Source organism: Acidovorax sp. M14 (genome assembly GCF_049331375.1).
Taxonomy (GTDB): domain Bacteria; phylum Pseudomonadota; class Gammaproteobacteria; order Burkholderiales; family Burkholderiaceae_C; genus Acidovorax.
Genome location: NZ_CP186263.1, coordinates 3,056,223 through 3,082,075, shown reverse-complemented (window position 1 = coordinate 3,082,075; position 25,853 = coordinate 3,056,223). Strand labels below are relative to the sequence as shown.

Sequence of the window (25,853 nt, the reverse complement as noted above, 5' to 3'; positions counted from 1 at the left end):
AGCTGGGTCACGCCCCAAACACCAGCGCCTGGTGCGCCCCCACACCCGCCAGCACGCCTTCGGCCGAGGCCAGCGTGGCGTTGTGCCGCATCAGCGTCAGGTCGCCAGCGGCATACACGCCGGGCACGGTGGTCATCTTGTTGGCATCGGTGCGAATGTACGGGCCCATGGGCCCATCGTCGAACGCGCAGCCCAGCTGCTCGGCCAGCGGGCTGGCGGGGCGGGTGGTGGCTGCCACATACAGCGCATCCAGCGGTACCACGCGCGCATCACCGCCACCGGTGGCCTGCAGGCGCACACCCTGCAGCACCTGGCCCGGGCCTTCCAGCGCGGCGATGGGCGCGGGCTCGATGGTGATGCCCAGCGCCAGCAGCCGCTCGCGCTCGGCGGTCTCCTGCGTGGTGTCGCCGTTCAGGAAGAGGGTGGTCGGGCCCCAGTCGGCAATCAGCTGCGCATGCATGGCCGAGCCTGTCGAGTGGTACAGCACGCCCAGCCGCTGGCCCGCAAATTCATACCCATGGCAATACGGGCAGTGCAGCACCGATGCGCCCCAGCGCTTGCGCAGGCCTGCAATCTCGGGCAAGCCATCCTGCACGCCAAACGCCAGCACCAGCTTGTGCGCCTCCATGTGCGTGCCATCGTCCAGCACCACTTCAAACCCGTTCTCTGGTGACCCGGCGCGTTGCTGCGCCCTGGCCGACACCACCGTGCCCTGCACAAAAACCACCGTGGGATAGGCCGCCAGCTTGCGCCGCGCCTGCTGGATCATCGCCAGCGGCGGCTCGCCGTCTTGCCCGAAGAAGCCGTGCGACGCCGCCGCAAACCGGTTGCGCGGCTGGCCTGCGTCCACCACGCACACCCGCCGCCGGGCGCGCGCTAGCTGCATTGCGGCCGATAGGCCGGCAAAGCTGCCGCCTATCACGATCACCTCATACGCCTGGGTGGTTGTCATTGCCGCTGTCGCCATGCTCAATCTCCTTGTGACCGTGGCACCCGGCCACCATGCGTTCATGAAACTCAGCCGAGAGCTGCGCCAGCGTCACTGCGCCTAGCCGCGCCAGCAGCGCTTCTTCGGCCGCCTGGTAGGCGTCGGTCAGCGCGCGGTTCACCGCTTGCTCCACGATGCAGCCGGGGCTCTCCACCCTGTTGCCCACCGCCAGCAGCGTGGGCGCGCCCAGCGCCTCGTAGATGTCGCGCAGCGTGATGTCGGTGAGCGGGCACGACAGCACCCACCCGCCACCATGCCCCTTGGCCGACGAAACAAACCCCGCATACCGCAGCCCCGCCATCAGGCGGCGCACCACCACCGGGTTGGTCTGCATTGCCTGCGCCATCGCCTCAGACGTGGCGGGCCCCTCCATCTCTGCCATGTGCAGCAGCGCGTGGAGAACATTGGAAAGTCGGCTATCTCGTTTCATGCAACATTAAAAGTTGCGTGATGCTAGCATGCAACCAGAAACAGTGCTGGCGCACGAACAGAAAACTACTGAATTGATAGCTGCTGGTGCTTGATGGATAAGCGCTAGAGGTCAATTTGGCTTGATTTCTGACAGATGTTTTCCACTCTAAACGTTCGGGTTGAGCCTGTCGAAACCCTGCGCTGACCTGGCAATGCCGTTGGACAAGTTCAACGCAAAAGCGCGTATCCACCACACGCAACACACCATGACCCAACCCACCACGTCCCCCTTCACCGACCCCGCCGCGGTCGCCCGCTATGCCGAAGGCCCCCGCCGCAACGTGCCCGGCTACGACAGCCTGCTGCCCATGGTTCGCATCCTGCTGGCCGAGCGCGTGCCCGCTCACGGCCGCGTGCTGGTGGTGGGCGCAGGCGGCGGGCTGGAGCTGGAAGACATGGCGCGGGCGCACCCCGGCTGGCGGTTCGACGGCGTGGACCCCAGCCAGCCCATGCTGGACCTAGCGGCGCAGCGGCTGCAAAGCGCGGGCATGCCCGGCGACCGAGTGGCGCTACACCACGGCTATGTGCAGAGCGCACCAGCCGGGCCATTCGACGGCGCGACGTGCCTGCTGACTTTTCACTTTGTGCCGCGCGAGGAGCGTGCGGCCATGGCGGCGGAGATCCGGCGGCGGCTCAGGCCAGGGGCACCGTTGGTGGTGGCACATCTGAGCGTGGCGGATGGCTCAGGTGCTGGCGGCGAGGGCGGGGCAGGGGAGCGCGACCTATGGCTGTCACGCTATGCCGCGTTTCAGGTGGCGTCCGGCGTGCCGCCCGAGCATGCGGCCAGGGCGCGGGACAAGATTGCTGCAGAGCTGGCGGTGCTGACGCCGCAGGAAGACGAAGCGATCCTTCGCGAGGCCGGATTCAGCGATGTGCAGATGTTTTACATGGGCTTTGCGTTCAGAGGCTGGGTGGCATCGGCCTGCTAGCAAGCAATGAAAGCGGGCCAGCTCATTGGACCCGCACGCCCGTACCTTGCTCACCCCCAGGCTGTCTTGCAGCTGGGGTCAGCAGCCCCCGGCCAGCCAGGCGGTGGTGCATAAAACGCCCTCAACGCACAGGCGCCAGCGCCCACCGGTCCTTCGCCGCTTTCGCCAAAAAATCAATCACCGCCTTCACCCTGGCCGCATTGCGCCGGCCCGGTGACGACACCGCGTACAGCGTGTGCACGGTGCGGGACGCAAAAGGCGCAAGCACCTCCACCAACCGGCCTTGCGCCACATCGGCTGCCGCAAGCGGGCTGGACAACATGCCGATCCCCGCGCCGCTCACCAGTGCGTGGTGCACCAGGGCCGAGCTGCTGGCGGCCAGGCGCGAGCGCACGGTCACCTCCAGCGGCTTGCCTTGTGCGTTGCCTTTTGGATTGTGAAAAGCCCATGTCACCGCCGGCCCCTGCGCGGTGTGCGTCACGGTGTGGTGCTGCTGTAGCTCGCTAGGCTCGGCGGGCGTGCCGTGCTGTTTCAGATATCCAGGGGCCGCGTACAGGCGCCGCTCGAACCGGCCCAGCGCGCGCGCCACCACCAGATCGCTGTGGCCCACGGTGGTGCGCAGCGCCACGTCGATGCCCTCCGTCACCAGGTCGGCCACGCGGTCATCGGCCAGCAGCTCCACCCGCAGCGCGGGGTAGCGCGCCTGCAGGTCCGCCAGGTGGGGCAGCACCAGCGCTTCGCAAATCTCCTGGCTGGAGGCCAGGCGCAAGGTGCCCGCCACGCGGCTGCGCTGGTCCGACAGCGATGCCCCTATGTCCTCCAGCTGCGCCAGCAAGGCACGCGCTTCCTGCGCCAGCTCTGCGCCCTCGGGCGTGGCCGACAGGCCGTGTGTGGACCGGCGCAGCAAGCGCACGCCGTAGCCAGCCTCCAGCCGGTCCACACCGCGCGCCACCACCGACACCGCCACATCCATCTCGCGCGCCGCCGCAGAAAACGAACGCAGGTCGAGCGACCGCACCAGCCACCGCAGGTCGGCCGGATCGGGGAGGAAGGAACGGGGTTCTTTTTTCATCGAGCGCGCCTTTGCGTGCGGAGCAAAAGCCATTATCGCCACGGGCGGTTTCCGTGGCGGGGCGCAATTTCTACAGTGAAGGCTCGTTCAACCCCATGAGTTTTTACAGGAGCCCTCCATGCCCATCCTCAACGTCAAAGTGTCCGCCCAACGCACGCCCGAGCTGTCTGCCCGCATTGCAGAAACCCTGCTCGACCTGACCACCCGCGTGCTCGGCAAGCGGCGCGACCTCACCGCCGTGGTCATCACCTTTGTCGACCCGGCCGACTGGTACGTCGCCGGCCGGTCGCTGGCCGACCTGAAACAGTCGAGCTTCTACTTCGACGTCAAGGTGGTGGACGAGACCAACACCAAGGCCGAGAAGGCGCGCTACATCGCCGAGGCGTTCGCAGCCTTTGAAGGCCTGCTGGGCGCGCTGCACCCCGAAAGCTACGTCTACGTGCAGGACGTGCGCGCCACCGCGTACGGCTTTGGCGGCCGCACGCAGGAGTACCGCCACCAGCACCCCGAGCAATAAGCAATCAATCAAGCAAGCCATCAACCAATAGCTAACCAGGAGCACCGACATGACGACGATGACGACAACGAACAACCACCTTACCGACGTGATCGTGGCCCAGACGCTGGAGCGCGCGGGCCTGGTGGACTGGATACCCGAAGGCGAAGGCAAGTGGTCCCTGCCCATCCAGTTCCTGCCCGACGATGCCGGCTGGGTGGAGCTGATGCGCCTGTCGCCCGGCACGCGGCTGGGCCTGCACCGGCACACGGGCGAAGTGAACGCCCTGACGCTGGCAGGCGAGCGCCGCCTGAACGATGGCCGCGTGGTGCGGCCGGGCGACTACATCCACGAGCCCGCTGGCAATGTGGACTGGTGGGAGGCGACGGGCACCGAGGAGCTGCTGGTGCATGTGGTGGTCAAGGGCAGCGTGGAATACCTGGGGCCGCATCACGCGGTGCTGCATCGGATTTCCACGGCGGATCGGCGGGCGGATTACCACCGGTGGTGCAAAGCGGTGGGGGTAGTGACGCGTGATCTGCACTAGGGGGTCGGCCAGGCGGGGCGCTCTATACGAAGTAGGCATGCAACTTTCGCACGGAAATGTGAGTAGAAATAAGCTACAGCGCTTATCGTTGTAGCGCTCGTAGCTATAAATTGTGGAGTAAACGCTCCCAACAACGGCTGCATGGGAATTCCTCTTCGAGGGGTTTGCAATGTCGATCTGCTAAGGATTTATTTTAATTTTTGGCAGGAATTCAGAGAAATGAAGTGGAATATTTCCAAAATCGCGTTTCGTCATTTCTCGCACCTTGTCTATATATGCTTCTTGTTTTATGTTAAAAAATCTCGTTATTTTTTTCGTTAGATCTTTTCTGTTGAAGGCTCTAATTATTCCATCGTAGTCGCGTTCGCTGACTAGGTGATTTGCTTCTTGAAGAGCGGTATTGTATATTTTCATTGTGTCGATCTGTTTGATGTGGTTTTGAAGCGCATTTGAGTAGTCTTCGATTGAAGCGTCTTTTGAGCCGAATTGGCCTAATTTTAAATTGACTATGTGACGCGTAGCATCCAGTGCATGAGTATGTATATTTCTTTGAAATTCATCTATAATAAATTCTTTGACTGATTCAAATACTAATTCTGGATCTAGCAAAAGCTGATTGGCCACCGCTTTGATAATTCCGGGCGCAAGGTATAAATTTTCTATTTCGGCCACTAGTGGTGTAAAAATTCCACTGCTGGCGTAAGCTTGTAGTTGCTCTTGGGATAGGTAGTCTCTATCTATCATGCCGAAGCATTCGATGCGATGTAGATCACGAAGTGATCTGAATACTTTTGTTGCTGCCAGAACCGATGCACATGAACCAACTGGTTTTATGGAGAATTGTGGATAAGTTAATTGGTATATCTCCAAATCGTACGAGTTGCTGGAACCTTCGACGAAGAGGACGGGCTTCCGGCTTCCCAGAACCTCAAGGTAAATGTCTTCTGGGATTGAGTCCTGAGACTCTATGCAAAACCAATTGAATTCCCCATTTAAATAATCTTTGAGGCAAACTTTTACAGCGCCAATTCGATCTGCTGCAAACATTAGGTCATGGGTCAAGTAAACAAATGTGCAGTCCGGCCGGGCTTTCTCGATGGCGTTCCATAGCGTATCTTGAATGGCCTTATGAAGATGTATTTCTGGTTCATCAACAACGATGATTGATTCATCTCTCGCACAGAAGCATTGCGCAATCAAGTAGAAAATTACTCGTTCTCCGTCGCTCATGGCGCGAGCAGGATAGCCCATCTCTTCGCTTCCAGTAGGAAGTGCACGTACTTCACCGCTTAGAAATTGGAGTTTGCGATGCGGAAGGACCGATTCCCACACAGTCTGAACTTTGCGGAGGAGATTTTCTGGGAGAGGGACTAGTACATCGCTTCTGCGCTGTTGTGCTTCATGCTCAAGTAGTTTGGTGTAGCTATCTGAAAATAGTAGTGTAAGTAGTTTTTCAAAATCATTTAAGGGGGCGGTTTCTAGGTTGCTTGATTTTCCATATCTGGCATTTAGTCTGAGCTGGCTTTTATTGCTTTCATAAGTCTGTTCATCCCAATTCACCGGGCGCGGCGCCCAGTGAAAAGCCTCTTCCGCTGCTTTATAACTTATTGGACTGGTGCTTTCGGGGAAAACCAGAGATCGTTGAGCTGTTATCCTATGAATTTTTGCCTTCTGGGGGCCTTTTAATTCAAGCCAACCCCCAAGCCTGCTTTTTCCCGCCCCGTTTGCCCCAATAACTACAATACTGGTTTGGCATTTCAGGAGCACTGGTTGTCCTGGCGCCGAAATTGAAGGAGGAAAGGTAACTTCTTTCATTTGAATTTCTTGGATTATTTCTGTCATTTGAATGCCTCGGGTCCGTGTCTATTTGTCTGCCTTGAGGATAAGGGGTGCGAAATTGAGGCGCAAGACGCTGAGTTACCGTTCAATCATCGTATCTTTGGCCTGAAATGGTCCAAAGTTCAGTCTTGCCCGGCCAAAGTAGACCGCATAGCATCCCTGTCAAGCACCCACCCCCATGAGGTGCTGCACAAAAACATGACAGGAGACAAGCCTTGCCATCCACCCGCTGGAGTCACTGCGGCACCGAAGACCTGAGCGTCTTGCAGACCATCTTCTGGTCCGCCGGCGCGTCGCGCAATGCGCTGGCGCAGCGCCTCGCCTATTCCAAAAGTAAGGCCAACGCCATGGTGGCGGCGCTGCTGGATGAAGGCTTGCTTGACGAGGTGGGCCTGCAGGAGTCCTCGGGCGGCCGGCGGGCCGAAACCCTGCGTTTGAGCGAAACCTTGGGGGTGGTGATTGGTGCCGACCTGGGCGCGACCAGCATGCAAATTGCCGTGATGCGGCCTGACATGACGGTGCTGGCGCGGCACCGCGAGCCGATCGATGTGCGCCAGGGGCCGGGCGTGATCCTGGCGCGGGTGCGGGGGCTGATGCGCGAGCTGCTGGCGCGCTGCGGGCTGGCGGCGCACCAGGTGATTGCCATTGGCATGGGCGTGCCGGGGCCGGTGGATTTTGAGAGCGGGCAGCTCGTCAACCCGCCGCTGATGCCCGACTGGGACGGCTTTTCCATCCGCGACTACCTGCGCGAGGCGTTTGCCGCGCCGGTGTTTGTGGACAACGACGTGAACCTGATGGCGCTGGGCGAGATGTACCGGCTGCAGCGCAACCTGCCCAACTTCTTGGTCATCAAAGTGGGCACGGGCATTGGCTGCGGCATTGTGTGCCACGGGCAGGTGTACCGGGGCGCCAATGGCTCGGCAGGCGATGTGGGCCACATTTGTGTGGACCAGCACGGCCCGCGCTGCCACTGCGGCAACCAGGGCTGTGTGGAGGCGATGGCCGCAGCGCCCGCCATGGCGCGCATGGCGATGGAGGCCGCGCAGCGCGGCGAAAGCGCCCTGCTGGCCGAGCGGCTGCAAAGCACGGGCACGCTGACGATTGAAGACGTGGCCCAGGCCAGCCGCACGGGCGATGTGGCGGCCAACGCCATCATCCAGCGCGCGGGCAGCCTGGTGGGGCAGATGCTGGCGTCCATCGTGAACTTCTTCAACCCGTCGCATGTGTTCATTGCGGGGCGGGTGACGGACATGGGGCCGCTGTTCCTCGCGTCGGTGCGGCAGAGCGTGTACCACCGGTCGCTGGCGCTTTCTACGCGGCACCTGGAGATTCAATACGCGCCGCTGGCCGACGATGCGGGCGTGGTGGGCGCGGGCGTGCTGGCGATGCAGGAGAGCCTGTCGCGCGCGGGCTCGATCTCCGGGTCGGGGTCGGCTGCGGGCGTTGGTGTGGGGGCTGTGCGATGAGCGTAGCCGTCGAGTTCCGCAACGTGACCAAGGCCTTTGGCCCGGTGCGCGTGTTGCACGGCGTGAGCTTTGCGCTGCAGCCGGGCCGCGTGTACGGCCTGCTGGGCGAGAACGGCGCGGGCAAGTCCACGCTGATGAAGATTCTGGCGGGGTACGAGAGCCCCACCACCGGCGAGGTGGTGGTGGACGGCGCGGTGCGTGCACCAGGCGGCGGATCGCGCGCGGCCGAGGCGCAGGGCATTGTGCTCATCCACCAGGAATTCAACCTGGCGGACGACCTGACGATTGCGCAGAACATCTTTCTGGGGCACGAGATCAGGCGCGGGCTCTTTCTGCCGCCGGGCCGCCCCAAGGCAGAAAGCGGCCCCCTCGGGGGGCAGGGAGCGACACGCAGTGCGCGACCGTGGGGGTCATGGTTCCTGGACGACAAGGCGATGCGCGAGAAGACGCGCGCTGCCTTGGCACAGGTGGGCTTGCCGCTGGACCCAGACACGCGGGTGCGCAAGCTCATCGTGGCCGAAAAGCAGCTGGTAGAGATTGCCCGCGCGCTGGCCCGCAATGCGCGCCTGCTCATCATGGACGAGCCCACCGCCACGCTGACCCCGGGCGAGACGGAGCGCCTGTTTGCGCTGATGGCCGGGCTGAAGGCGGCGGGCGTGACCATCATCTACATATCGCACAAGCTCGACGAGGTGGAGCGCACCACCGACGAGGTGGTGGTGATGCGCGACGGCCTACTGGTGGCGCGCGAGGCCACGGCCAGCGTGACGCGGCGGCAGATGGCCAACCTGATGGTGGGGCGCGAGCTGGCGGATTTGTTCCCGCCCAAGCTGCCTGCGCCGGAGGGTGGCGCGTCGGCCATCCAAGTGCGCGGCCTCACGGTGCCGGGCTGGGCCGAGGACGTGAGCTTTGACGTGCGGCGCGGCGAGATTCTGGGCTTTGCCGGGCTGGTGGGCGCTGGCCGCACGGAGCTGTTCGAGGGCCTGCTGGGCCTGCGCCTGCGCTCGGCCGGCACGGTGGAGCTGGCGGGTAAGCAGGTGAATCTGAAAAGCCCGCGCGATGCGGCCCGCCACGGCCTGACGTACCTGAGCGAAGACCGCAAGGGCAAGGGCCTGCACGTGCACTTCAGCCTGCGGCCCAACCTGACGCTGATGGCGCTGGAGCGCTATGCCAAGCCCTGGCTCGACCCGGCGGCCGAGCAGGCTGCGCTGCGCGATGCGGTGCAGGAGTTCGGCATCCGCACCGGATCGCTGGAGGTGCGCGCGTCGTCGCTGTCGGGCGGCAACCAGCAAAAGCTGGCGCTGGCCAAGGTGCTGCACCCCGGCCCCAGCGTGGTGGTGCTGGACGAGCCCACGCGCGGCGTGGACGTGGGCGCCAAGCGCGAGATTTATCACCTGGTGCAGCGCCTGGCGGCGCAGGGTCTGGCGGTGATCGTGATTTCGTCCGAACTGATGGAGCTGATCGGCCTGTGCCACCGCGTGGCGGTGATGCGCGCCGGGCGGCTGCAGACCACACTGCAAGAGCCAAATTTGACCGAAGAGGAGTTGATTGCACATGCCACAGGTACCCGCTGAAAACGCACCCACCGCAGCGGCTGCGGCAGCGCCCACCGCACCCGCGGTACTTGGCGAAGGCCGCCACGGCGGCGCCACGGCCTGGTGGGGCAGGTTGCACGGGCTGGGCCCGGTCATCGGGCTGGTGCTGCTGTGCATTGCGGGCACGCTGCTCAACAGCAACTTTGCCACCTACGACAACGTGATGAACGTGCTCACGCGCACGGCCTTCATCGGCATCATCGCGGTGGGCATGTGCTTTGTGATCATCTCGGGCGGCATCGATCTGTCGGTGGGGTCGATGGCGGCGCTGATCGCAGGCTCGGTCATCTTGTTCATGAACGCCATGGCGCCCGTGCTGGGCTCGCCGATGGCGGCCGTGGTGGTGGGCATGCTGCTGGCCGTGGTGCTGGGTGCGGTGTTCGGGCTGGTGCATGGCCTGCTCATCACCAAGGGCCGCATCGAGCCCTTCATCGTCACGCTGGGCACGCTGGGCATCTTCCGCGCGTACCTCACGTATTTTTCGAACGGCGGGGCGATCACGCTCGAAAACGATCTGTCGGACATCTACAGCCCGGTGTACTACGCCAACCTGCTGGGCGTGCCGATTCCGGTGTGGGTCTTTCTGCTGGTGGCGGTGGTCGGCGGCGTCATCCTGAACCGCACGGCCTACGGCCGCTATGTGCAGGCCATCGGCTCCAACGAACAGGTGGCGCAGTACGCGGCGGTGGACGTGCACAAGATCAAGATCCTCACGTACATGCTGCTCGGTGTGTGCGTGGGCATTGCCACGCTGCTGTACGTGCCGCGCCTGGGGTCCGCATCGCCCACCACGGGCCTGCTGTGGGAGCTGGAGGCGATTGCCGCCGTCATCGTGGGCGGCACGGTGCTCAAGGGTGGGGCGGGCAGCATCACTGGCACGGTGGTGGGGGCCATCCTGCTCTCGGTCATCAGCAACATCCTCAACCTCACCAGCATCATCAGCGTGTACCTGAATGCGGCGGTGCAGGGCTTCGTGATCATCGCGGTTGCCTTCATGCAGCGCGGCAAGAGATGACGGAGTGGCCGGAACAACTCTCCTGGCTTTGTTGCTGTCTGCGCTTGTATATCGCCGTGTCAGTCGCACTGTCTGCGACACAGCGCCTGGCCAGGACCGCTTCGCTGAGTTTTCCAGCCACTCTTTGCGTGCATTTGTTTTTCAAGGTGTTCCCCAGCCGGCCAGCTTCCATGGCCATATTTCAAAGCAACAGGAGACAACGCATGAACAGCCAACTTTCTTCTTTCACTCGCCGCCTGGCCCTCTCGGCCGTGGGGGCCGCCGCCTTCGCATTGGCCGCCCCCGCCATGGCGCAGGCCAACAAGACGGTGGTGGGCGTGGCCATCCCCTCGGCCACGCACGGCTTCACCGGCGGCATCGTGTACTGGGCCAACCAGGCCAAGAAGGACCTGGAGAAGGCCCACCCCGGCCTGCAGGTGATCGTGAAGACGGCAGGCGGCGCGCCCGAGCAGGCCAACCAGCTGCAGGACTTGGTCACGGTGAACAAGATCAACGCGCTCGTCATCTTCCCGTTTGAATCGGCCGCACTGACCAAGCCCGTGGCCCAGGTCAAGGCCAAGGGCGTGTACGTGACGGTGGTGGACCGCGGCCTGACCGACACCAGCGCGCAGGATGCGTACGTGGCCGGTGACAACACCGCGTTCGGCAAGATTCCGGCCGAGTACATCGCCAAGGCGCTTGGCGGCAAGGGCAACGTGGTGGCCATGCGCGGCATTGCGACCACGCTGGACAACGAGCGCATGGACGCGTTCAACAGCGTGCTGAAGAACCACCCCGGCATCAAGCTGCTGGACGCCAAGTACGCCAACTGGAACCGCGACGACGCCTTCAAGGTCATGCAGGACTACCTGACCCGCTTCCCGCAGATCGACGCGGTGTGGGCCGCCGACGACGACATGGCCGTGGGCGTGCTCAAGGCCATCGAACAGGCCAAGCGCAAGGACATCAAGCTGGTGTTCGGCGGCGCGGGCGCCAAGGGCATGATCAAGACGCTGATGGATGGCAGCAACCCGCTCATCCAGGCCAACGTGTCGTACAGCCCCAAGTTCATTTACGACTCGATCAAGCTCACGGCCGAGGCGCGCATCAAGGGCGAAAAGCTGCCTGCTAACACCATCATTCCTTCGGTGCTGATCACCAAGGAAACGGCGAAGGACTTCTACTTCCCCGACTCGCCGTTCTGATGGTGTTTTGAATCAAATAGGCCTGTAGCGCTTATTCATCAAGCGCAAGCAGCTATTGAAAGAATAGCTGTTTGCGACTTTGCATCTGCAACCCCCGCCCCTTGGAGCCGCCATGCCAAGACCCGTCACCCTCTTTACCGGCCAGTGGGCCGACCTGCCTTTGGCTGAACTCGCGCCGCTTGCCAAAAGCATGGGCTACGACGGCCTGGAGCTGGCCTGCTGGGGCGACCATTTCAACGTGCAAGAGGCGCTGTCGTCGCCCCAGTACATCAAAGACAAACATGCACTGCTGGCCCAGCACGGCCTGCAGTGTTTTGCCATCGGCAACCACCTGGTGGGCCAGGCCGTGTGCGATTTGATCGACGAGCGCCACCAGTCCATCCTGCCGCCCCACGTGTGGGGTGATGGCGAGCCCGAGGGCGTGCGCCAGCGTGCAGCGGCCGAGCTGGCCGACACCGCGCGTGCAGCGGCCAAGTTCGGCGTGAAGACGGTCACGGGCTTCACGGGTTCGTCGGTATGGCATTCGATCTATGCCTTTCCGCCCACTACGCAGGCGTATTGGGACAAAGGCTTTGCCGATTTTGCGAAGCGCTTCGGCCCCATCCTCGATGTGTTCGAGCAGCACGACATCAATTTCGCGCTGGAAGTGCACCCCACCGAGATTGCGTTCGACATCGCCTCGGCCGAGCGCGCGATTGCGGCGGTGGGCGGCAACAAGCGCTTTGGCTTCAACTACGACCCGAGCCACCTGGCCTACCAGGGCGTGGACTACATCAAGTTCATCCGCCAGTTTGGCCATCGCATCTACAACGCCCATATGAAGGACGTGTGGTGGGGAAAGGGTGACGGCACGGTGGGCACGTTCGGCGGCCACACCAGCTTTGGCGATGCGCGGCGCCACTGGGACTTTCGCAGCGTGGGGCGCGGGATGATCGACTTCGAATCCATCATCGTTGCGCTCAACGACATCGGCTACCAGGGCCCGCTCTCGGTGGAGTGGGAGGACAGCCGCATGGACCGCGTGCACGGCGCCACCGAGAGTGCGGCGTTCTGCAAGCGGCTCGACTTCAAGCCCGCTGCCGGTGCATTCGACGCCGTGTTTGCGCGGGACAAGCAGGCCTAGCCGCACCCCTGCATAAAACCGATAACAACAACACACAGCGAGCAAAGGCGTTTCGTATGTCCAGTCCTAGAAAGCTCCGCTACGCCATGGTCGGCGGCGGCCACGGCGCCTTCATCGGCGCGGTGCACCGAAAGGCGATGGCGCTCGACGGCCAGTTTGAACTGGTGGCGGGCGCGCTGTCGTCCTCGCCCGATCGGGCGCGCGCATCCGGCGCCGAACTGGGCCTGGCGGACGCCCGCAACCACGGCAGCTGGCAAGACCTGCTGGCCGACGAACTGCGCCGCCCCGCGCATGAGCGCATCGACCTGGTGAGTATCGTCACGCCCAACCATGTGCACCACCCGGTGGCGCTGGCGTTTGTGCAGGCTGGCTTTCATGTGGTGTGCGACAAGCCGCTGGTGCACACCAGCGCGCAGGCCGACGAGCTGGTGGCGGCCGTGAAAAAGGCGGGCACCGTGTTCGGCGTGACCTACAACTACACCGGCTACCCCATGGTGCGCGAGGCACGGAACCTGGTTCAGAGCGGTGCGCTGGGCCAGATCCGCAAGATCACCGTCGAATACAACCAGGGCTGGCTGGCCACGGCGGTGGAAGATGGCGGCGCCAACAAGCAGGCCGACTGGCGGCTGGACCCGGCGCGCAGCGGCAGCGCAGGCACGCTGGGCGACATCGGATCGCACGCCGAAAACCTTGCCGCCACCGTCACCGGCCAGCACCCCGCCTGGGTGTGCGCCGACCTCACCACCTTTGGCGCCGGACGCAGGCTGGACGACGACGCCCAGCTGCTGCTGCGCTACGACAGCGGCGCACGCGGCTTCATCGTGGCATCGCAAGTGGCAGCGGGGCTGGAGAACGACCTGCGCCTGCAGGTGTCGGGCACGCTGGGCACCATCACCTGGCGGCAGGAAGAACCCAACCAGCTCATCCACTCCCCCGTGGACGGCCCGCGCCGCATCCTCACGCGCGGCTCCCCCTGGCTCAGCCCGGCCGCGCTGCGCGCGGGGCGCATTCCTGCGGGTCACCCCGAGGCCTTCATCGAAGCCTTCGCCAACGTCTACCTGGGCGTGGCCGCCGACATCCGCGCACGGCAGGCGGGCACACCGCCCGACCCGCTATGCGCCGACTACCCGCGCGTGGAAGATGGCGCACGCGGCGTGCACTTTATCGAGCGGGTGGTGGCCTCTGCGGCCAGTGAGCAGAAGTGGACGGCGGTGCGTTGAGCAACGCTGGCGTTACACCGCCATGGATCTTCCGCACCTGCGATCAAAGAGATGAAACAGCGTTGAGAAGGGGCGCAACGCGCATACGCCCCTGGTTTGTTATGCCGGTGGTTTACACCCACACGCATGCCTCGCAGCTGCACCCTGCGAGGGTTGGGTAGCCGCGACCATCTCCGCCCCGACCTTTGGCGGGAGGTTCTGCGCTCGCTAAATGTTGCTCACTTTGCGGAGCCTTTCCGCCTGCCTGTCCGTGTGAGGTTGGCGCAAACGCCAGGCCTGTTGGCAAGTTCTGAATTCCCTGGATTTTTTGGTCAGGAAAACCCTGAGCTTGTCGATAGCTGTTAACTATTGAAAAGCATGACTAATTGTTTGTTTTTGTTGCTGTTGTGTCACTAATACATACGCACTATGGCTATGCGAGGGCACTTGCGCGATGCTTGCGCACCATCTTCTGAAGTTGGTGGTTAGACAAATAATGGCCGTAAGCCATTGATTCAAATCAAAAAAATAGATGGATGGGATGCGGGTCGGATGCCACCCAACAAGCGTTGCCAGCAGTGCCGCAAGGCAGTTGAGGGATGCAAAACGCGTGGATCGCTGACGCCAATTTTTAATTGTTTACTTTCGTTACGTTTAGTAATCTCCGCGCTCACTCTTCTTTCAACGCCTGAGGAAATCATGCGATCACTTTTCTCCGTCCTGCCTGCTCGGCGCGCACACTGTTCTCCCGGTTCCCGAGCGACGCAGGGTGGTTTTACCCTGGTGGAATTGGCTGTTGTGTTGGCCGTCATCGGCTTGATCATCGGCGCCGTGGCCATCGGCAAGGATGTGCAGCGCAATGCCGAGTACACGAAGATCAAGAACAAGTTCATTGACCAGTGGGAGCAGGCGTACAACCAGTACTACCAGCGCACCGGTGTGGTGGTGGGCGACAGCCAGACGGCGCCTCGCATCATGGTGAATGGCACTGCTTACACGGTGACCGGAACAACACCGTTGTCTGGTGGGGACATGACTGCCGTCACTCCGCCTGCACCTGTCTGTGCGCATGCGCCTGAAAGCGATAACGCAATTCGTAACTCTGCTACCGCCTTCGTGGCAAACACGAATGATCTGCGCCAGTACATGACACGAGCGGGTATCCGTATGCCCCCCGGCCGTGCCGAGGGCCAGGAGGATCTCTACGTTTACACAGACACCAATGGGTCACCACAGGAAATCCAAGTGTGTTTTCAGTGGAATCCGCCGAGCTCACCCGAGGGCGCAGGCAATGTGATGGTCATTGCCGGACTCACCCCTGACTTGGCCCGCATGCTGGACCAGATGATCGATGGCAAGCCTGACGCGCAAGAAGGTCGTTTCCGTCTGCGCGGCATTGCCAACGGCACGCCGAATGGACCTGGTGTGGAGTGGTCTGCCAACAACTCCTTTGGTCGGGGAGCCGGAACTCCCACGGCCACCGGCGCGGGCAACACCCGTGACGAAGAGCAGGTCATCACCCTGACCGCCATCTACAAGATGAACCAGTAATCAGGGCGAGGAATAAAACATCATGAACCAATTATTCAAGAACCTGGCCCTCCGTTCGCGCGCAACGCGTCAGCAGGGTTTCACGCTGGTCGAACTGGCGGTTGTGCTGGCGGTGATCGGCCTCATCATCGGTGCGGTGGCCATCGGCAAGGATGTGCAGCGCAATGCCGAGTACACCAAGATCAAGAACAAGTTCATCGACCAATGGGAGCAGGCCTACAACCAGTACTACCAGCGCAATGGTGTGGTGTTGGGAGACAGCCAGACTGCACCCCAGAACATGGTCAATGGCGAGCGCTTTCTGGCCGCAGGTACGCGATCTGGTCGCGATATGACGCGTGTTACGCCTCCCAACGCGATTTGCCGCGCTGCTGCAGGGCAGGGCATGACCCGAGGATTCACTGCTGGCACGGACCCTGATCTGCGCGCTTTGATGACGCGTGCTGGTATCCGCATGCCTCCCGGCCGTGCCGAAGGTCTGGAAGACCGCTATGTCTACCTGGATACCAATGGCAACCCGCAAGAAGTCCAGGTGTGCTTCCAGTGGAATGTGCCGTTGGGCAACGGATCTGCTGCGGATGCGGTGGGTGACGGCATGGGTAACGTGATGGTCATCACTGGCCTGACGCCCGACCTGGCACGCGCATTGGACCAAATGATCGACGGCAAGCCGGATGAGCGTGAAGGCCGTTTCCGTCGCCAGGGCGTGTTGAACAACGCAGGCGGCACTAATCCCAATGCGCCGGGGCAGGAGTGGCAAGCCTCCAACCGTGACCAGATCGGCACGAACAACGATCGTGCTTTTGACGAAGACCAAGTCGCCATCGTCACGGCCATCTACCGCATGAATCAGTGATGCGGCGTGATCCCTTCCACCATTGACTCTTTAAACAACTTATTTCCCTCGTCGGAGGTTTCAATGAAAAAGATGCATTCGTTTCGTGGGCTGGGCCGCAAGGTCCAGCAAGGTTTCACATTGGTCGAACTGGCCATCGTGCTGGCAGTCATCGGCCTGATCATCGGTGCTGTAGCTATTGCCAAGGATGTTCAGCGCAATGCGGAATATCAGAAGGCAGTTAACAAGTTTGCCTATCAGTGGAAGATGGCGTACGACCAGTACTACCAGCGAACCGGCGTGGTGGTGGGTGATTGCCAGCAAGCCCCGACGTACATGGTGGATGGTTCCGAAACCACAATCAATGGCGGTAATGCATGCACGCGTGCAGGATCTATGAATGTTCCTGGCATTCCAGCCAGCTTTGAGGGGCGAGGGGCAAAAATTTGCTCGGGCCAAGGGTATGCCGTAGACACTGTGGGTGACGGAGACGCAGCGTTGGCGACATTAAACCTGCGTACGCTGATGACTCGGGCTGGTGTGCGCATGCCCCCGGGCCGCGGCGAAGGACACGAAGACCGGTTTTTGTACATCGACTCCAACGGTAACCCTGCCGAGTTACAAGTTTGCTTCCAATTTAATGTCAGTGGCACTGCGAGTGGTGCTGGGAACGTGATGGTGATCCGTGGACTGACCCCTGACTTGGCCAGATTCATGGACCAAGTGATCGACGGAAAGCCCGATTCGCGCGAAGGCCGCTTCCGTATCCAAGGACGTCCTGCTCACGCCAATGGAGGTGCCAACCAAGCCAATGCCCCTGGTACGCAATGGGAGGCCAATAACACCCAAGGCAATAGTCTCGGAGCTGGTACTGGTGCGACAGCGATGACTAACAACGATGCTCGCCCTGGAATTGTCAACAACCCGAACAACAGCAACGGAGGGACAGCTGGAGGGCGTACGTTGGACGAAGACCAGGTTATCTTGCTGACCGCCCACTGGATCATGGAGCAGTAATTGAACGGCACCCGTACGCTCAAGCTGGCCTGTCTGGCGCTGGCCACTGCCCTGCTGGGCTGTGGAGCCTGGCTGGCGCAACGCGGTCTCAAGCAACTGGCTTGGGAGCGGCAGCAATTCGCGCAGTTGCAGCAGGGGCTCGAAAGCGCCCGCAGTCTTGTGCCTGAAGTGCAGCGGCGCGAGCAACTGGTGCGTTCTATCAAAGACGTTTCGCAACAGGTGGAGCGCATGGGTTTTGACCCGTCCCAGTGGGGCGAACGTCGGCTGCGCCGTGCCGTAGCCCCGGCGACGCGGGTCGAGGCGGCTCAGTTCCTGGGCGAACTGGGTCGTGGCGGAGCAGGGCAGATCTTCGTGGCGGATGTTTTTGAGATCGCTACTGTGTCGCCTGAAGCCAGCCTGTTCCAACCACCGATGCCCGGCGACCAAGGGCTTTTGCTGGGCGTCACGGGCACGCTGCACTTTCAGACGGCGTCTGTTTCTCCATCGCCGAAGGTGACCCCATGAGTGCAGAACATGTGTATCGCGTAGCCAGTTCCGGCTGGTTGCACTGCCACGGGCATCAGGTTGAAGAGGTTCCTGCATGGCCGCGCTTGACCCATAGTGCGCTGGTGGTGCTCGACATGGACGACGTCTACACCGACGTCTGGCGTTTCGAGGGCAAGACGGAATACGCCGCCGCGCTGGTTGAAAAGCGTGTGCGGACGCAGGGGCTGGTCGAAGGCGCCGCCCACGTGGTGGTGCACCGGCTGGTTAAGCTGCCGGGCGGCTTTCAAGTGTTCTTTTCGGCGATTTCGCTGGACTTGTGGCAGCGTTGCACTCAATGGGCCAAGGATCAGGACGACCATTGTCTGGTCATGATGGCTGGTGGCCTGCTGTGTGACGGCGTGGCTTCTGGCGGTGCGCGCATCGTGCTGACGCAACGGCGGCTGATGTGCTTCGTGCAATCGGAAGAGGGCATGGTCTTTGGCTCTACCCAGGCATTGGGGTCTGGGCCATCTGCCATGGCGAGTGCGGCCCAGGTACTGACGAGCAATCACAGTGCGTTGTTGACGCGGCTGGGCGCTGAGGCCGTTGAGTGGGGCACGCTGTGGTCCATGCAGCCCGCCGATGTGGACACCTGCCTTGCTGCGGTACGCAGCGTGGCGGGTGGTGCACCAGTGGTCATGCACGCGCAGGAGATGACGCTGGCTTCCGAGCGGGTACACACCGTCATGCCTGCGTTGGCACGCAAGGCGGCAGGCCGCCATGCCCTGAATCCAAGTCTGGAGCGGGTGGCATGGCGTGCAGAGCGCTGGGTGGCTCCGATTACGGTGGTGACGGCGCTCGTCGGCATCGTTCTGGCCATCGTGGGCGTGCTGGTCGGGCAACTGGCGGATCAGCAGCGCAATGCGGGCATGAACCAGCGCGCCGAGCTGGAGACGCTGCAAAGCCGAATCCAGGCGGTGTCGTCGGTCGAGGCTCCGCAGAAGCTGTTGCCGGTGGCTGAGTTCTCTCGCACGCTGGATGAAGGTGCCCGCCATGATCCAGTGGCGTTCATGGCCGTGTTGAAAGCTGCGTCGAACAAAGACATTCGGATTCAGCGCGTCCGCCTGGAAACCACAAACTCTTTGGGCGGTGCGCAACCGAGCAAAAAGGCCTTCCGTGTAGACGGCGTGGTGGCACCCGGTGCCTCGGCTTCCGTGACGCGTTGGGTTTCGCAGATGGCTGCGGCTGGCTGGACGCTCCGGGCGGTGGACCCCACCTTCACGCTGCCAGGTTCTTTCTCGTATGAGCTGGTGGCCAATGCAGCAGCACCAGGAAATGTGAAACCATGAAATACGCGGCTTTACTTCTCAATGGGCTTGCCATTCTTTTGCTCGGCTGGGGGCTGTATGGCGTTTTTCAGCTCACTCAGGCGCGCACTCCGTCGATGCGTCCCATGACCGTGGAGCTGGCGCCCTTGCCAACTGCTTTGCGGACGGATCAGGAGCGCGTTACCGAAGCTTTTGGCGCCATGTCCCGCATCCAGGCGCAGACGACGACGGCTGGTACTGATCCGCAGCGTCTGATTGCGCTGCCGGTGCCTGGTAGCGATGTGGTGGGCAGCGTGCAGATGCCGCGCCGTTCCCTGTCATTGCATCTGGATGATCTGGCATCGGAACGGCAGTCGGTGGTGATCGATGGCCAGTTGGCCCGTCAGGGTGCACGGCTGGAGGGTGGTGGACGCGTCGTGCAGGTACGCCCCAGCGAGGCGGTGGTTACGGAGCGGCTGGGTCGCCAGACACTGACGCTGCCTCAGGGCGATTTGCGGGTGGGCACGCTGCGCTGGCCCGACGGATCGCTGGCAAGCATCAATACCCAGGAATTCCGCTCGGGCCTACCGGGTGGACAACCCGGCCCCATCAAGAGCTTGCCATGACCACGAAGGCCTTCAGACAGCACACAGACTGCGTCGAGCACTGTTCGATGAGTGCATCGCGTTGTGTGTACCTGTTGGCTTCTCCTCATGACCATTTCAAGAAATCACGCTAGTAGCGCCAAGGACAGCGATATGAACAATCCTCCGTTTTTCAAGCCATTGGCGCTGGTATGTGCCGCCCTGGTGCTGGCTGGTTGCGCCAGCCCTTCGCCCCGTAGCGCTGCCAGCCTCCCGCCGCCAGACACCAGCGCGGCAGACCAGATGCGCGAGCACGCTGCGCAGGAGGCCCAGCGCTTGCTGGTGCATCAGCAGATGTTGCTGACCGAAATCAACAAGACGGCTGCGGCACCGGTCATTGCTCCAGTGGCTCCAGTGTTCGATCCCCTGGAAGGCAAGCTGATCAACGTGGCCATGTCCCGCGCCAGCATCAGCCAGATCTTGAGTGCATTTGCCGACGCAGGAAATCTGAACCTGATCGTTGATCCCAATGTGCTCAAGGGCGGTCAATTGGCAGATATGCACTTGCGCCAAGTGACATTGCGTGAAGGCTTCAATGAAGTCCTGCGTACTTACGACGTGGCTGGCGAGTTCCGTGGCAATACGCTGCGGGTGAACCTGACCGAGGAAAAGTTCTTCTCGCTGAACTTTCTGAACACCAAGACCAGCATCCAGATGGGCTCTGGCGGTAATGTCTTCGGCAGTACCAATTCGGGTGGTGGAGGCGGAAGCGGCAGTGGCAGCAGCGGTGGCGGCGGTTCGGGCGCCCAGCAGGGCAGCCTGACCATGTCGGGCTCTGGCGGCGGCAGCACGGACCCGTACCAGGAAATCGAGACAGCGCTGAAGTCGGTACTGGGCGACGCCAACCAGGACCGCCTGGCACAGCAGCAAATGCAGCAGCAGAACTTGACCATGACGACGCCGGGTTCTTCTTCGCCCTGGATTGGAAGCGGTGCCAACCCTACACGTCCAGCCCAGTTGCCACAGGCACCTTTGGCCACCATGACCGAGGACAGTGGCTTCACGCTGAACAAGATGACCGGCACGCTGTATGTGAAGGCCCGGCCCTCCAAGATGCGGGCGGTCGAAAAGATGCTGGCCCAAGTGCACAAGGTGCTGGGCAAGCAGGTGTATGTCGAGGCGCAGCTGATCGACGTACAACTGTCTGACAACTTCGAGTTCGGAGTGGACTGGACGTCTTTGCGCAGCCGTCTGGCGGCCGGCTTTGGCTCGTCGCCCATGCAGTTGGGTGGCAGTTCGGGCACGCTGCCAAATGCCGCCACTGGCTACCCTTCGCGGGCGATTTCCATTCCTGCAGCGCTGATCGGGAGCGTGGCTGGGCCTGCGCTGGGCGTTTCCTACCAGGGCAGCAATTACGGCATCGTGATCAACGCGCTGCGTTCATTTGGCAATCTCAAGGTCTTGTCCAACCCCAACGTGCAGGTACGCAATGGAACCCCTGCGTTGCTGTCGGTGGGCACCAGTTCGCGGTACGTCTCTCAGTCCGCATCGACGCAGACTGTGCCGGGCGGTGGAGCTTCCACCACCTCGTCCAGCGTACAGACCGACACGGTGTTCTCCGGCGTCATGGTAGGCGTGCTGCCCATGGTGCGTGATGATGGTCGCATCGAGCTGCTGCTGAACCCCATGCAGAGCGATGTGGACCCTGCAAGCCTGCAGTTGGTCTCGGTAGGGGGCGATAACCTGGTCTCCCTGCCCAAGGTGAGCTACAAGGGGCTGACCACGACCTTGAACGTGGGTGATGGGGACGTGGTGGTGGTTGGGGGGTTGATCGACCAGCGCAGTTCCAACAATGATCGCGGCGCACCCGGTGTCTCCGACGTGCCGTTGCTGGGCAAGTTGTTTGGCAACGAAAACAAGGTGCACGGAAGCCGTGAACTGGTGATCGTCTTGCGGGTGCGCGTGCTATGAGCCTCATCCACGACGCGCTGAAATCCATGGATGCGCCTCAAGATTCCAAGCCTGCCATGGCAAGGGCTTCCAAGGCGACGGTGCGTGCCCGTCCTGCGTGGCTGGATGCCATGCTGGCTTTTGCCGTCGTATTAGGGGCGGGGATTTTGGGATGGTTTGTCTGGCAGACCCAGATGAAGCCCAAGGCTCTGCCGCCGCCGATGGCTGCTGCGCCAAACCCGGTTCCTGCTCCAGCGCCGGCACCGGTGGCGGTCACTTCGCCGGTTGCTGAAACGGCTGCGCCTGCTGCAGCCCCTGCATCTACGATGGCTGCTGCGCCTGCACCAGCAGTCCCTGTGCCTGCAGCCGTGCCAGTTCCCGCTGTTGCTGCGGCGGCTCCTGCGCCTGCACCAGTGCAGTCACCGACTCCGGCTTCGGCAGTTGCCGTGGAGCCTGCGACTCCCAAGACGGTCGTGGCGGCCGGTCCGCGCGTTGAGACCGTTACGCCTGCAGCCGCTGCTGTGAATCGCAGCAGTACGACGCGACAGGCACGTGGTGTCACTCGCTCCACCACGGCGGCTGCGCCGGCTGTGGCTCCAGCCCCTGCCGTGGATGATGCACCCGTAGAGCTGCGCTTCGCCCGTTTCGTCGCCGCCATGAAAGAGTCGCGGACAGCCGATGCTGAGCGTGAATTGGCCGCATTGAAGGAGCGTCTGCCCGCGGGGTCTCTGGGACTCGTGCGCGCCCAAGCCTGGTTTGACCTGCGCGCCGGCCGCGATGCCGCAGCGGCAGATGGTTATCGCACCATCCTTGAGCGCCTGCCGGGTGACGAAGAGGCCGCCATCAACCTGGCCAGCATCCAGTCGCGCCAGCAAAAGACAGAAGAAGCGCGCGCAACCCTTGATGCCGCATCGCGACTGCAACCAGATTCGGCTGCGCTGCGGGCTGCATTGGCCCAGTTCACACCCGCTGCACGCCAATGACGGCCAATTCCATCTATGCCACGCTGGGGTTGTCGCGCAATCCGTTTCCGCCGACACCGGATGCGGGTTCGTACTTCTTCACGCCGCGGCTGGAGGAGGATTTCGCGGAGATCGTGCATTGCATTGAGGCGCGCAAGGGCTTTGTTCTTCTCACCGGAGAAGTGGGGCTGGGCAAGAGCACTTTGGTGCGGCGCCTGCTGGACACCCTCAGTGGCAAGAACTGCCACTCAGCGCTGATCCTGAACACCTTTTTGCAAGACAGCGCCCTTTTGTCTGCCATACAGTCAGACTTCGGTTTGCCGCCTTCGGACTCCGTGGAGCAGGGGCTCGCGCGACTCACAGAGTTCCTGATCGCGAGGCACCAGGCTGGCGAGATCAGCTTGCTGGTGATCGATGACGCGCAGAACCTCAGTGTGGAATCGCTGGAGCTGGTGCGGTTGTTGTGCAATCTGGAGACCGGCCAGGAAAAACTGTTGCAGATCCTGCTGGTCGGACAGCCTGAGTTGGAGGAGACCCTGGCGACGCCAGAGTTGCGTCAGCTCAAAAGTCGCATCATCAAACATGCTCGCCTGTCGGGTCTGCAAAAGGATGAAGTCACGCGTTATTTCGACTTTCGTGTGAACGCTGCGGGCGCAGAGGGGCGCCTTTCCATCGAACCTGCCGCAGCGGACGTTTTGCACCGCGCCACGCAGGGAAACCTGCGACGCATTCACTTGGTGCTGGACCGTTGTCTGTACGGTTTGGCGAGTACCAGGGCATCGGTGGTGACGGAATCCCTGGTTCAGCGTGCGGTGGCCGATCTGCCCGCGCTGGGGGATGAAGCTGCGGCGATTGCCAAGGTAACTGGCGGCACTCGTGGCCGCAAAGCCTGGGTGCTTGCTGGCTTGCTGGCGGGCACCACAGCAACCGTCGCCTTGGCCAGCTGGGGGTTGGCCACCCAACCCAGCGAGCATGTGGCGTCAGCCGCCGCAGTGGTGGCAGCCCCCACCCCTGAGGTAGTTCGGCCGACAGTGTCGGGCGCTGCGTCGGCGGTTCCGCCCAATGGCAGCTCTGCGGCCGCCGTAGTGGCAGCTGCACCGGCACCCAAGCTGCAGCCTTCGGCGGGGGTATCCGGGCGTGAAGCGTGCGAAAGCCAACTCAAGGCGGCGGCTGCTGCTGACGAGGTCGTGCACGTTTACCGTCTGCCTGATGGCATGGGGGACACCCTGAAACCATCGACTCGCCTGTGCCGTTTCAATGTGGACAAGGAGTCCTGGGTCGCATGGCTGGGGCGCAACAACACGCGCAACATCGAGGCCGCTGAACAGGTCACGCGCAAGGTACAGGCCAAGCTCAAGAGCATGGGCTTGCTGGACAAGCGTGAGCCGGACGACGGTTTTTTTGGTTCGAAGACTGGAGAGGCGTTCGCCCGCTTTCAACTGCAGCAGGGTCTGCCGCCCACTGGTAAACCCGACGAACTGACCTTCTTAATTCTGGAGCATCAGGATGCATCCCCCCGCTGAATCATTGCTAGAGGCCTCGGGCCAGTTGCAGCCCGCAGGCCCTACGGCCGAGGATCGCCTGGCGGTGCTGCGTGACAAGAGTCCTTCCCTGGGCGCTGCATTGGTCAATGCTGGCCTTGTGTCTGCAGTCGCCATCGACTACGTGTTGCAAAAGCAGAAGATCGAGAAGGTGCCTATGGGCAACCTTTTGGTGGAGCTGGGTTTCGCAAGTGCCAATGAGGTCGCGCGTCAACTCGCTGGCCAGCGCGGGCTGCGCTTTGTCAACGCCGACGAAATGCCAGAGCCCGATACAGCGGTAGCGGGCATCTTCAACCGATCGCTGTGCCTGACGTATGGTTTCCTGCCAGTGCGGGAAAACGACGAAGGTCTGATCGAGGTGGTGCTGGGCGACGCGCAGCCAGACACAGTGACCGAGCTTGTTCAGCGCAAGCTGGGCAAGGGTTGCCATTTCTTTCAGGGAGAGTTCGACAGCGTTGCACAGGCCATCCAGCAGCACTATTACTTTGCCGAGCACCCTCCTGCACGACTGATCGAGAGCGAGGTCCGCAAGCTCGAAGCCGACGTGGATCGTGCCTACAGCCCCGCTCGCTTGCTGGAGCACATGCTTCACCTGGCTGTACGCGAACGCGCGACGGATATTCACCTGGCGCCCACGGCGCGCAGCCGTTCGGTGTTGTTGCGGGTGGACGGTGTTTTGCGTCCTGTGTTTGCGCTCTCGCCGGCTTTGGACCGTTTGGTGGTCTACGTCAAGCTGCAGGCTGACATGGATGCCAGCGAACAGCGCTTGCCCCAGGACGGGAGCTTTACCGCACAGGTGATGGAGCACAACTTCACCATCCGTGTCTCCACCTTGATCTCCGAATTTGGCGAGCGCATGGTGCTGCGCCTGCTGCCCGAGCGCAGCAATCTTGACAAGCTGGCGGACCTCGGGTTCCTGGAGGAGGACGTGGCCGTCATGGCCAAGGCGTTCTCGCGTCCTCACGGACTCATCTTGATCACGGGCCCCACCGGCTCAGGCAAGAGCACAACGCTGCATGCCGCGCTGCGCATGCAGCCTTTGATTGAGCGCAATGTGCTGACCGTGGAGGACCCGGTGGAATATCGTGTCCCGGTCGCCTGCCAGACCGAAGTGAACCGCCGTGCGGGCTATGAGTTCGCCAATGCCATGCGGCACTTTCTGCGGCATGACCCCGACATCATCCTGGTGGGCGAAATCCGGGACTCGGAGACCGCGCGTGCAGCGTTGGACGCTTCCTCTACGGGTCACCTGGTGTTGTCTACCTTGCACGTGGGCAGCATTTTCGGAGTGATGCCTCGCCTCAAGCTCTTGGGGGTGGACACAGAAACGATCGCTGAAAACCTGGTGGCAGTGATCAACCAACGCCTCGTACGCCGCATCTGCCCGCACTGCGCCAAGCCACGTCTTGCGACTGATGATGAGCGCCGTTGGCTGGGGCAGGGCGCTGCAGGTGAAATGCTGCAGGTGTTCCATGGCGCCGGCTGTCACCATTGCCGTGACACAGGGTATCTGGGCCGCCTGCCGGTGTACGAAATGCTGGTGGTTAACCGGGATCTCGCGGATGCCATCGCCTCAGATGCCACACGGGCCGAAATGCGGCAGCGCGCGCTGGCAGCAGGCATGCGACCCATCTTGACGTTGGCGCGGCACCGCGTGTTGGCAGGTGAGACCACGATGGAGGAAATCCTCCGCACCGTGGGCGAGGACTGAGCCGCT

23 protein-coding genes are annotated in these 25,853 nt (G+C 62.3%); 19 read left to right on the top strand and 4 right to left on the bottom strand.

Going from position 1 to position 25,853, the window contains the following annotated elements; translation table 11 throughout:
• Positions 1 to 7: 7 nt before the first annotated feature.
• A complete protein-coding gene (locus ACOYR4_RS14350) occupies positions 8 to 952 on the bottom strand; it encodes an NAD(P)/FAD-dependent oxidoreductase (RefSeq protein WP_422847066.1) in 945 nt (314 codons plus the stop codon).
• Positions 930 to 1,418: an Rrf2 family transcriptional regulator gene (locus tag ACOYR4_RS14345; RefSeq protein ID WP_422847065.1), complete on the bottom strand. Its 489-nt coding sequence runs from the start codon at positions 1,416 to 1,418 to the stop codon at positions 930 to 932. Before ACOYR4_RS14345 ends, ACOYR4_RS14350 begins: the two co-directional genes overlap by 23 nt.
• A gap of 247 nt (positions 1,419 to 1,665) precedes the next feature.
• Between ACOYR4_RS14345 and ACOYR4_RS14340 the strand changes: the two genes are divergently transcribed.
• Complete coding sequence (locus ACOYR4_RS14340) at positions 1,666 to 2,388, top strand: class I SAM-dependent methyltransferase (protein ID WP_422847064.1); 723 nt, start codon at positions 1,666 to 1,668, stop codon at positions 2,386 to 2,388.
• Positions 2,389 to 2,509: 121 nt separating this feature from the next.
• Here the strand turns inward: ACOYR4_RS14340 and ACOYR4_RS14335 are convergent, their stop codons facing one another.
• Positions 2,510 to 3,460, bottom strand: coding sequence for a LysR family transcriptional regulator (locus ACOYR4_RS14335; RefSeq protein WP_422847063.1), 951 nt, complete (start codon positions 3,458 to 3,460; stop codon positions 2,510 to 2,512).
• Positions 3,461 to 3,578: 118 nt separating this feature from the next.
• Here ACOYR4_RS14335 and ACOYR4_RS14330 point away from each other — a divergent pair, with 118 nt between their 5' ends.
• Complete coding sequence (locus tag ACOYR4_RS14330; RefSeq protein WP_056063965.1) at positions 3,579 to 3,977, top strand: tautomerase family protein; 399 nt, start codon at positions 3,579 to 3,581, stop codon at positions 3,975 to 3,977.
• Between the two features lie 49 nt (positions 3,978 to 4,026).
• Positions 4,027 to 4,503: a cupin domain-containing protein gene (locus ACOYR4_RS14325; RefSeq protein WP_422847062.1), complete on the top strand. Its 477-nt coding sequence runs from the start codon at positions 4,027 to 4,029 to the stop codon at positions 4,501 to 4,503.
• Positions 4,504 to 4,683: 180 nt separating this feature from the next.
• Here the strand turns inward: ACOYR4_RS14325 and ACOYR4_RS14320 are convergent, their stop codons facing one another.
• Complete coding sequence (locus ACOYR4_RS14320; protein ID WP_422847061.1) at positions 4,684 to 6,345, bottom strand: DUF4435 domain-containing protein; 1,662 nt, start codon at positions 6,343 to 6,345, stop codon at positions 4,684 to 4,686.
• 212 nt (positions 6,346 to 6,557) lie between these two features.
• On the opposite strand from ACOYR4_RS14320, the gene ACOYR4_RS14315 reads away from it, so the two are divergent.
• The 16 genes from ACOYR4_RS14315 (at position 6,558) to ACOYR4_RS14240 (ending at position 25,847) form a co-directional block, all read left to right on the top strand.
• Positions 6,558 to 7,808: an ROK family transcriptional regulator gene (locus ACOYR4_RS14315; RefSeq protein ID WP_422847060.1), complete on the top strand. Its 1,251-nt coding sequence runs from the start codon at positions 6,558 to 6,560 to the stop codon at positions 7,806 to 7,808.
• Positions 7,805 to 9,382, top strand: coding sequence for a sugar ABC transporter ATP-binding protein (locus ACOYR4_RS14310; RefSeq protein ID WP_422847059.1), 1,578 nt, complete (start codon positions 7,805 to 7,807; stop codon positions 9,380 to 9,382). The genes ACOYR4_RS14315 and ACOYR4_RS14310 overlap by 4 nt, the downstream gene beginning before the upstream one ends.
• Positions 9,363 to 10,418, top strand: a complete 1,056-nt coding sequence (locus tag ACOYR4_RS14305; RefSeq protein ID WP_422847058.1) for an ABC transporter permease — start codon at positions 9,363 to 9,365, stop codon at positions 10,416 to 10,418. Before ACOYR4_RS14310 ends, ACOYR4_RS14305 begins: the two co-directional genes overlap by 20 nt.
• 203 nt (positions 10,419 to 10,621) lie before the next feature.
• Complete coding sequence (locus tag ACOYR4_RS14300) at positions 10,622 to 11,602, top strand: substrate-binding domain-containing protein (protein ID WP_121419798.1); 981 nt, start codon at positions 10,622 to 10,624, stop codon at positions 11,600 to 11,602.
• Positions 11,603 to 11,714: 112 nt separating this feature from the next.
• Complete coding sequence (locus tag ACOYR4_RS14295) at positions 11,715 to 12,725, top strand: sugar phosphate isomerase/epimerase family protein (protein WP_295942296.1); 1,011 nt, start codon at positions 11,715 to 11,717, stop codon at positions 12,723 to 12,725.
• Between the two features lie 56 nt (positions 12,726 to 12,781).
• A complete protein-coding gene (locus ACOYR4_RS14290; protein WP_422847057.1) occupies positions 12,782 to 13,945 on the top strand; it encodes a Gfo/Idh/MocA family protein in 1,164 nt (387 codons plus the stop codon).
• 678 nt (positions 13,946 to 14,623) lie between these two features.
• Positions 14,624 to 15,475 carry a type IV pilin protein gene (locus ACOYR4_RS14285; protein WP_422847056.1) on the top strand — a complete coding sequence of 284 codons (852 nt, stop codon included), beginning with the start codon at positions 14,624 to 14,626 and terminating at the stop codon, positions 15,473 to 15,475.
• A 22-nt stretch (positions 15,476 to 15,497) separates the two neighbouring features.
• Positions 15,498 to 16,331, top strand: a complete 834-nt coding sequence (locus ACOYR4_RS14280) for a type II secretion system protein (protein ID WP_422847055.1) — start codon at positions 15,498 to 15,500, stop codon at positions 16,329 to 16,331.
• Positions 16,332 to 16,394: 63 nt separating this feature from the next.
• Positions 16,395 to 17,327, top strand: a complete 933-nt coding sequence (locus ACOYR4_RS14275) for a type II secretion system protein (protein ID WP_422849668.1) — start codon at positions 16,395 to 16,397, stop codon at positions 17,325 to 17,327.
• The gene (locus ACOYR4_RS14270; protein ID WP_422847054.1) at positions 17,328 to 17,831 is read left to right on the top strand and encodes a hypothetical protein; all 504 of its coding nucleotides are present in this window, start codon (positions 17,328 to 17,330) and stop codon (positions 17,829 to 17,831) included. It abuts the gene before it with no gap.
• A complete protein-coding gene (locus ACOYR4_RS14265; protein WP_422847053.1) occupies positions 17,828 to 19,141 on the top strand; it encodes a hypothetical protein in 1,314 nt (437 codons plus the stop codon). Before ACOYR4_RS14270 ends, ACOYR4_RS14265 begins: the two co-directional genes overlap by 4 nt.
• Positions 19,138 to 19,725: a hypothetical protein gene (locus ACOYR4_RS14260; RefSeq protein ID WP_110961231.1), complete on the top strand. Its 588-nt coding sequence runs from the start codon at positions 19,138 to 19,140 to the stop codon at positions 19,723 to 19,725. Before ACOYR4_RS14265 ends, ACOYR4_RS14260 begins: the two co-directional genes overlap by 4 nt.
• Positions 19,726 to 19,857: 132 nt before the next feature.
• A complete protein-coding gene (gene mshL, locus ACOYR4_RS14255) occupies positions 19,858 to 21,654 on the top strand; it encodes a pilus (MSHA type) biogenesis protein MshL (protein ID WP_110961232.1) in 1,797 nt (598 codons plus the stop codon).
• 500 nt (positions 21,655 to 22,154) lie between these two features.
• Positions 22,155 to 22,616, top strand: coding sequence for a tetratricopeptide repeat protein (locus ACOYR4_RS14250; RefSeq protein ID WP_209820241.1), 462 nt, complete (start codon positions 22,155 to 22,157; stop codon positions 22,614 to 22,616).
• Positions 22,613 to 24,118 carry an ExeA family protein gene (locus ACOYR4_RS14245; RefSeq protein ID WP_422847052.1) on the top strand — a complete coding sequence of 502 codons (1,506 nt, stop codon included), beginning with the start codon at positions 22,613 to 22,615 and terminating at the stop codon, positions 24,116 to 24,118. Before ACOYR4_RS14250 ends, ACOYR4_RS14245 begins: the two co-directional genes overlap by 4 nt.
• On the top strand, positions 24,102 to 25,847 hold the full coding sequence (locus ACOYR4_RS14240; RefSeq protein ID WP_099730536.1) for a GspE/PulE family protein: 1,746 nt from the start codon (positions 24,102 to 24,104) through the stop codon (positions 25,845 to 25,847). Before ACOYR4_RS14245 ends, ACOYR4_RS14240 begins: the two co-directional genes overlap by 17 nt.
• Positions 25,848 to 25,853: the final 6 nt, after the last annotated feature.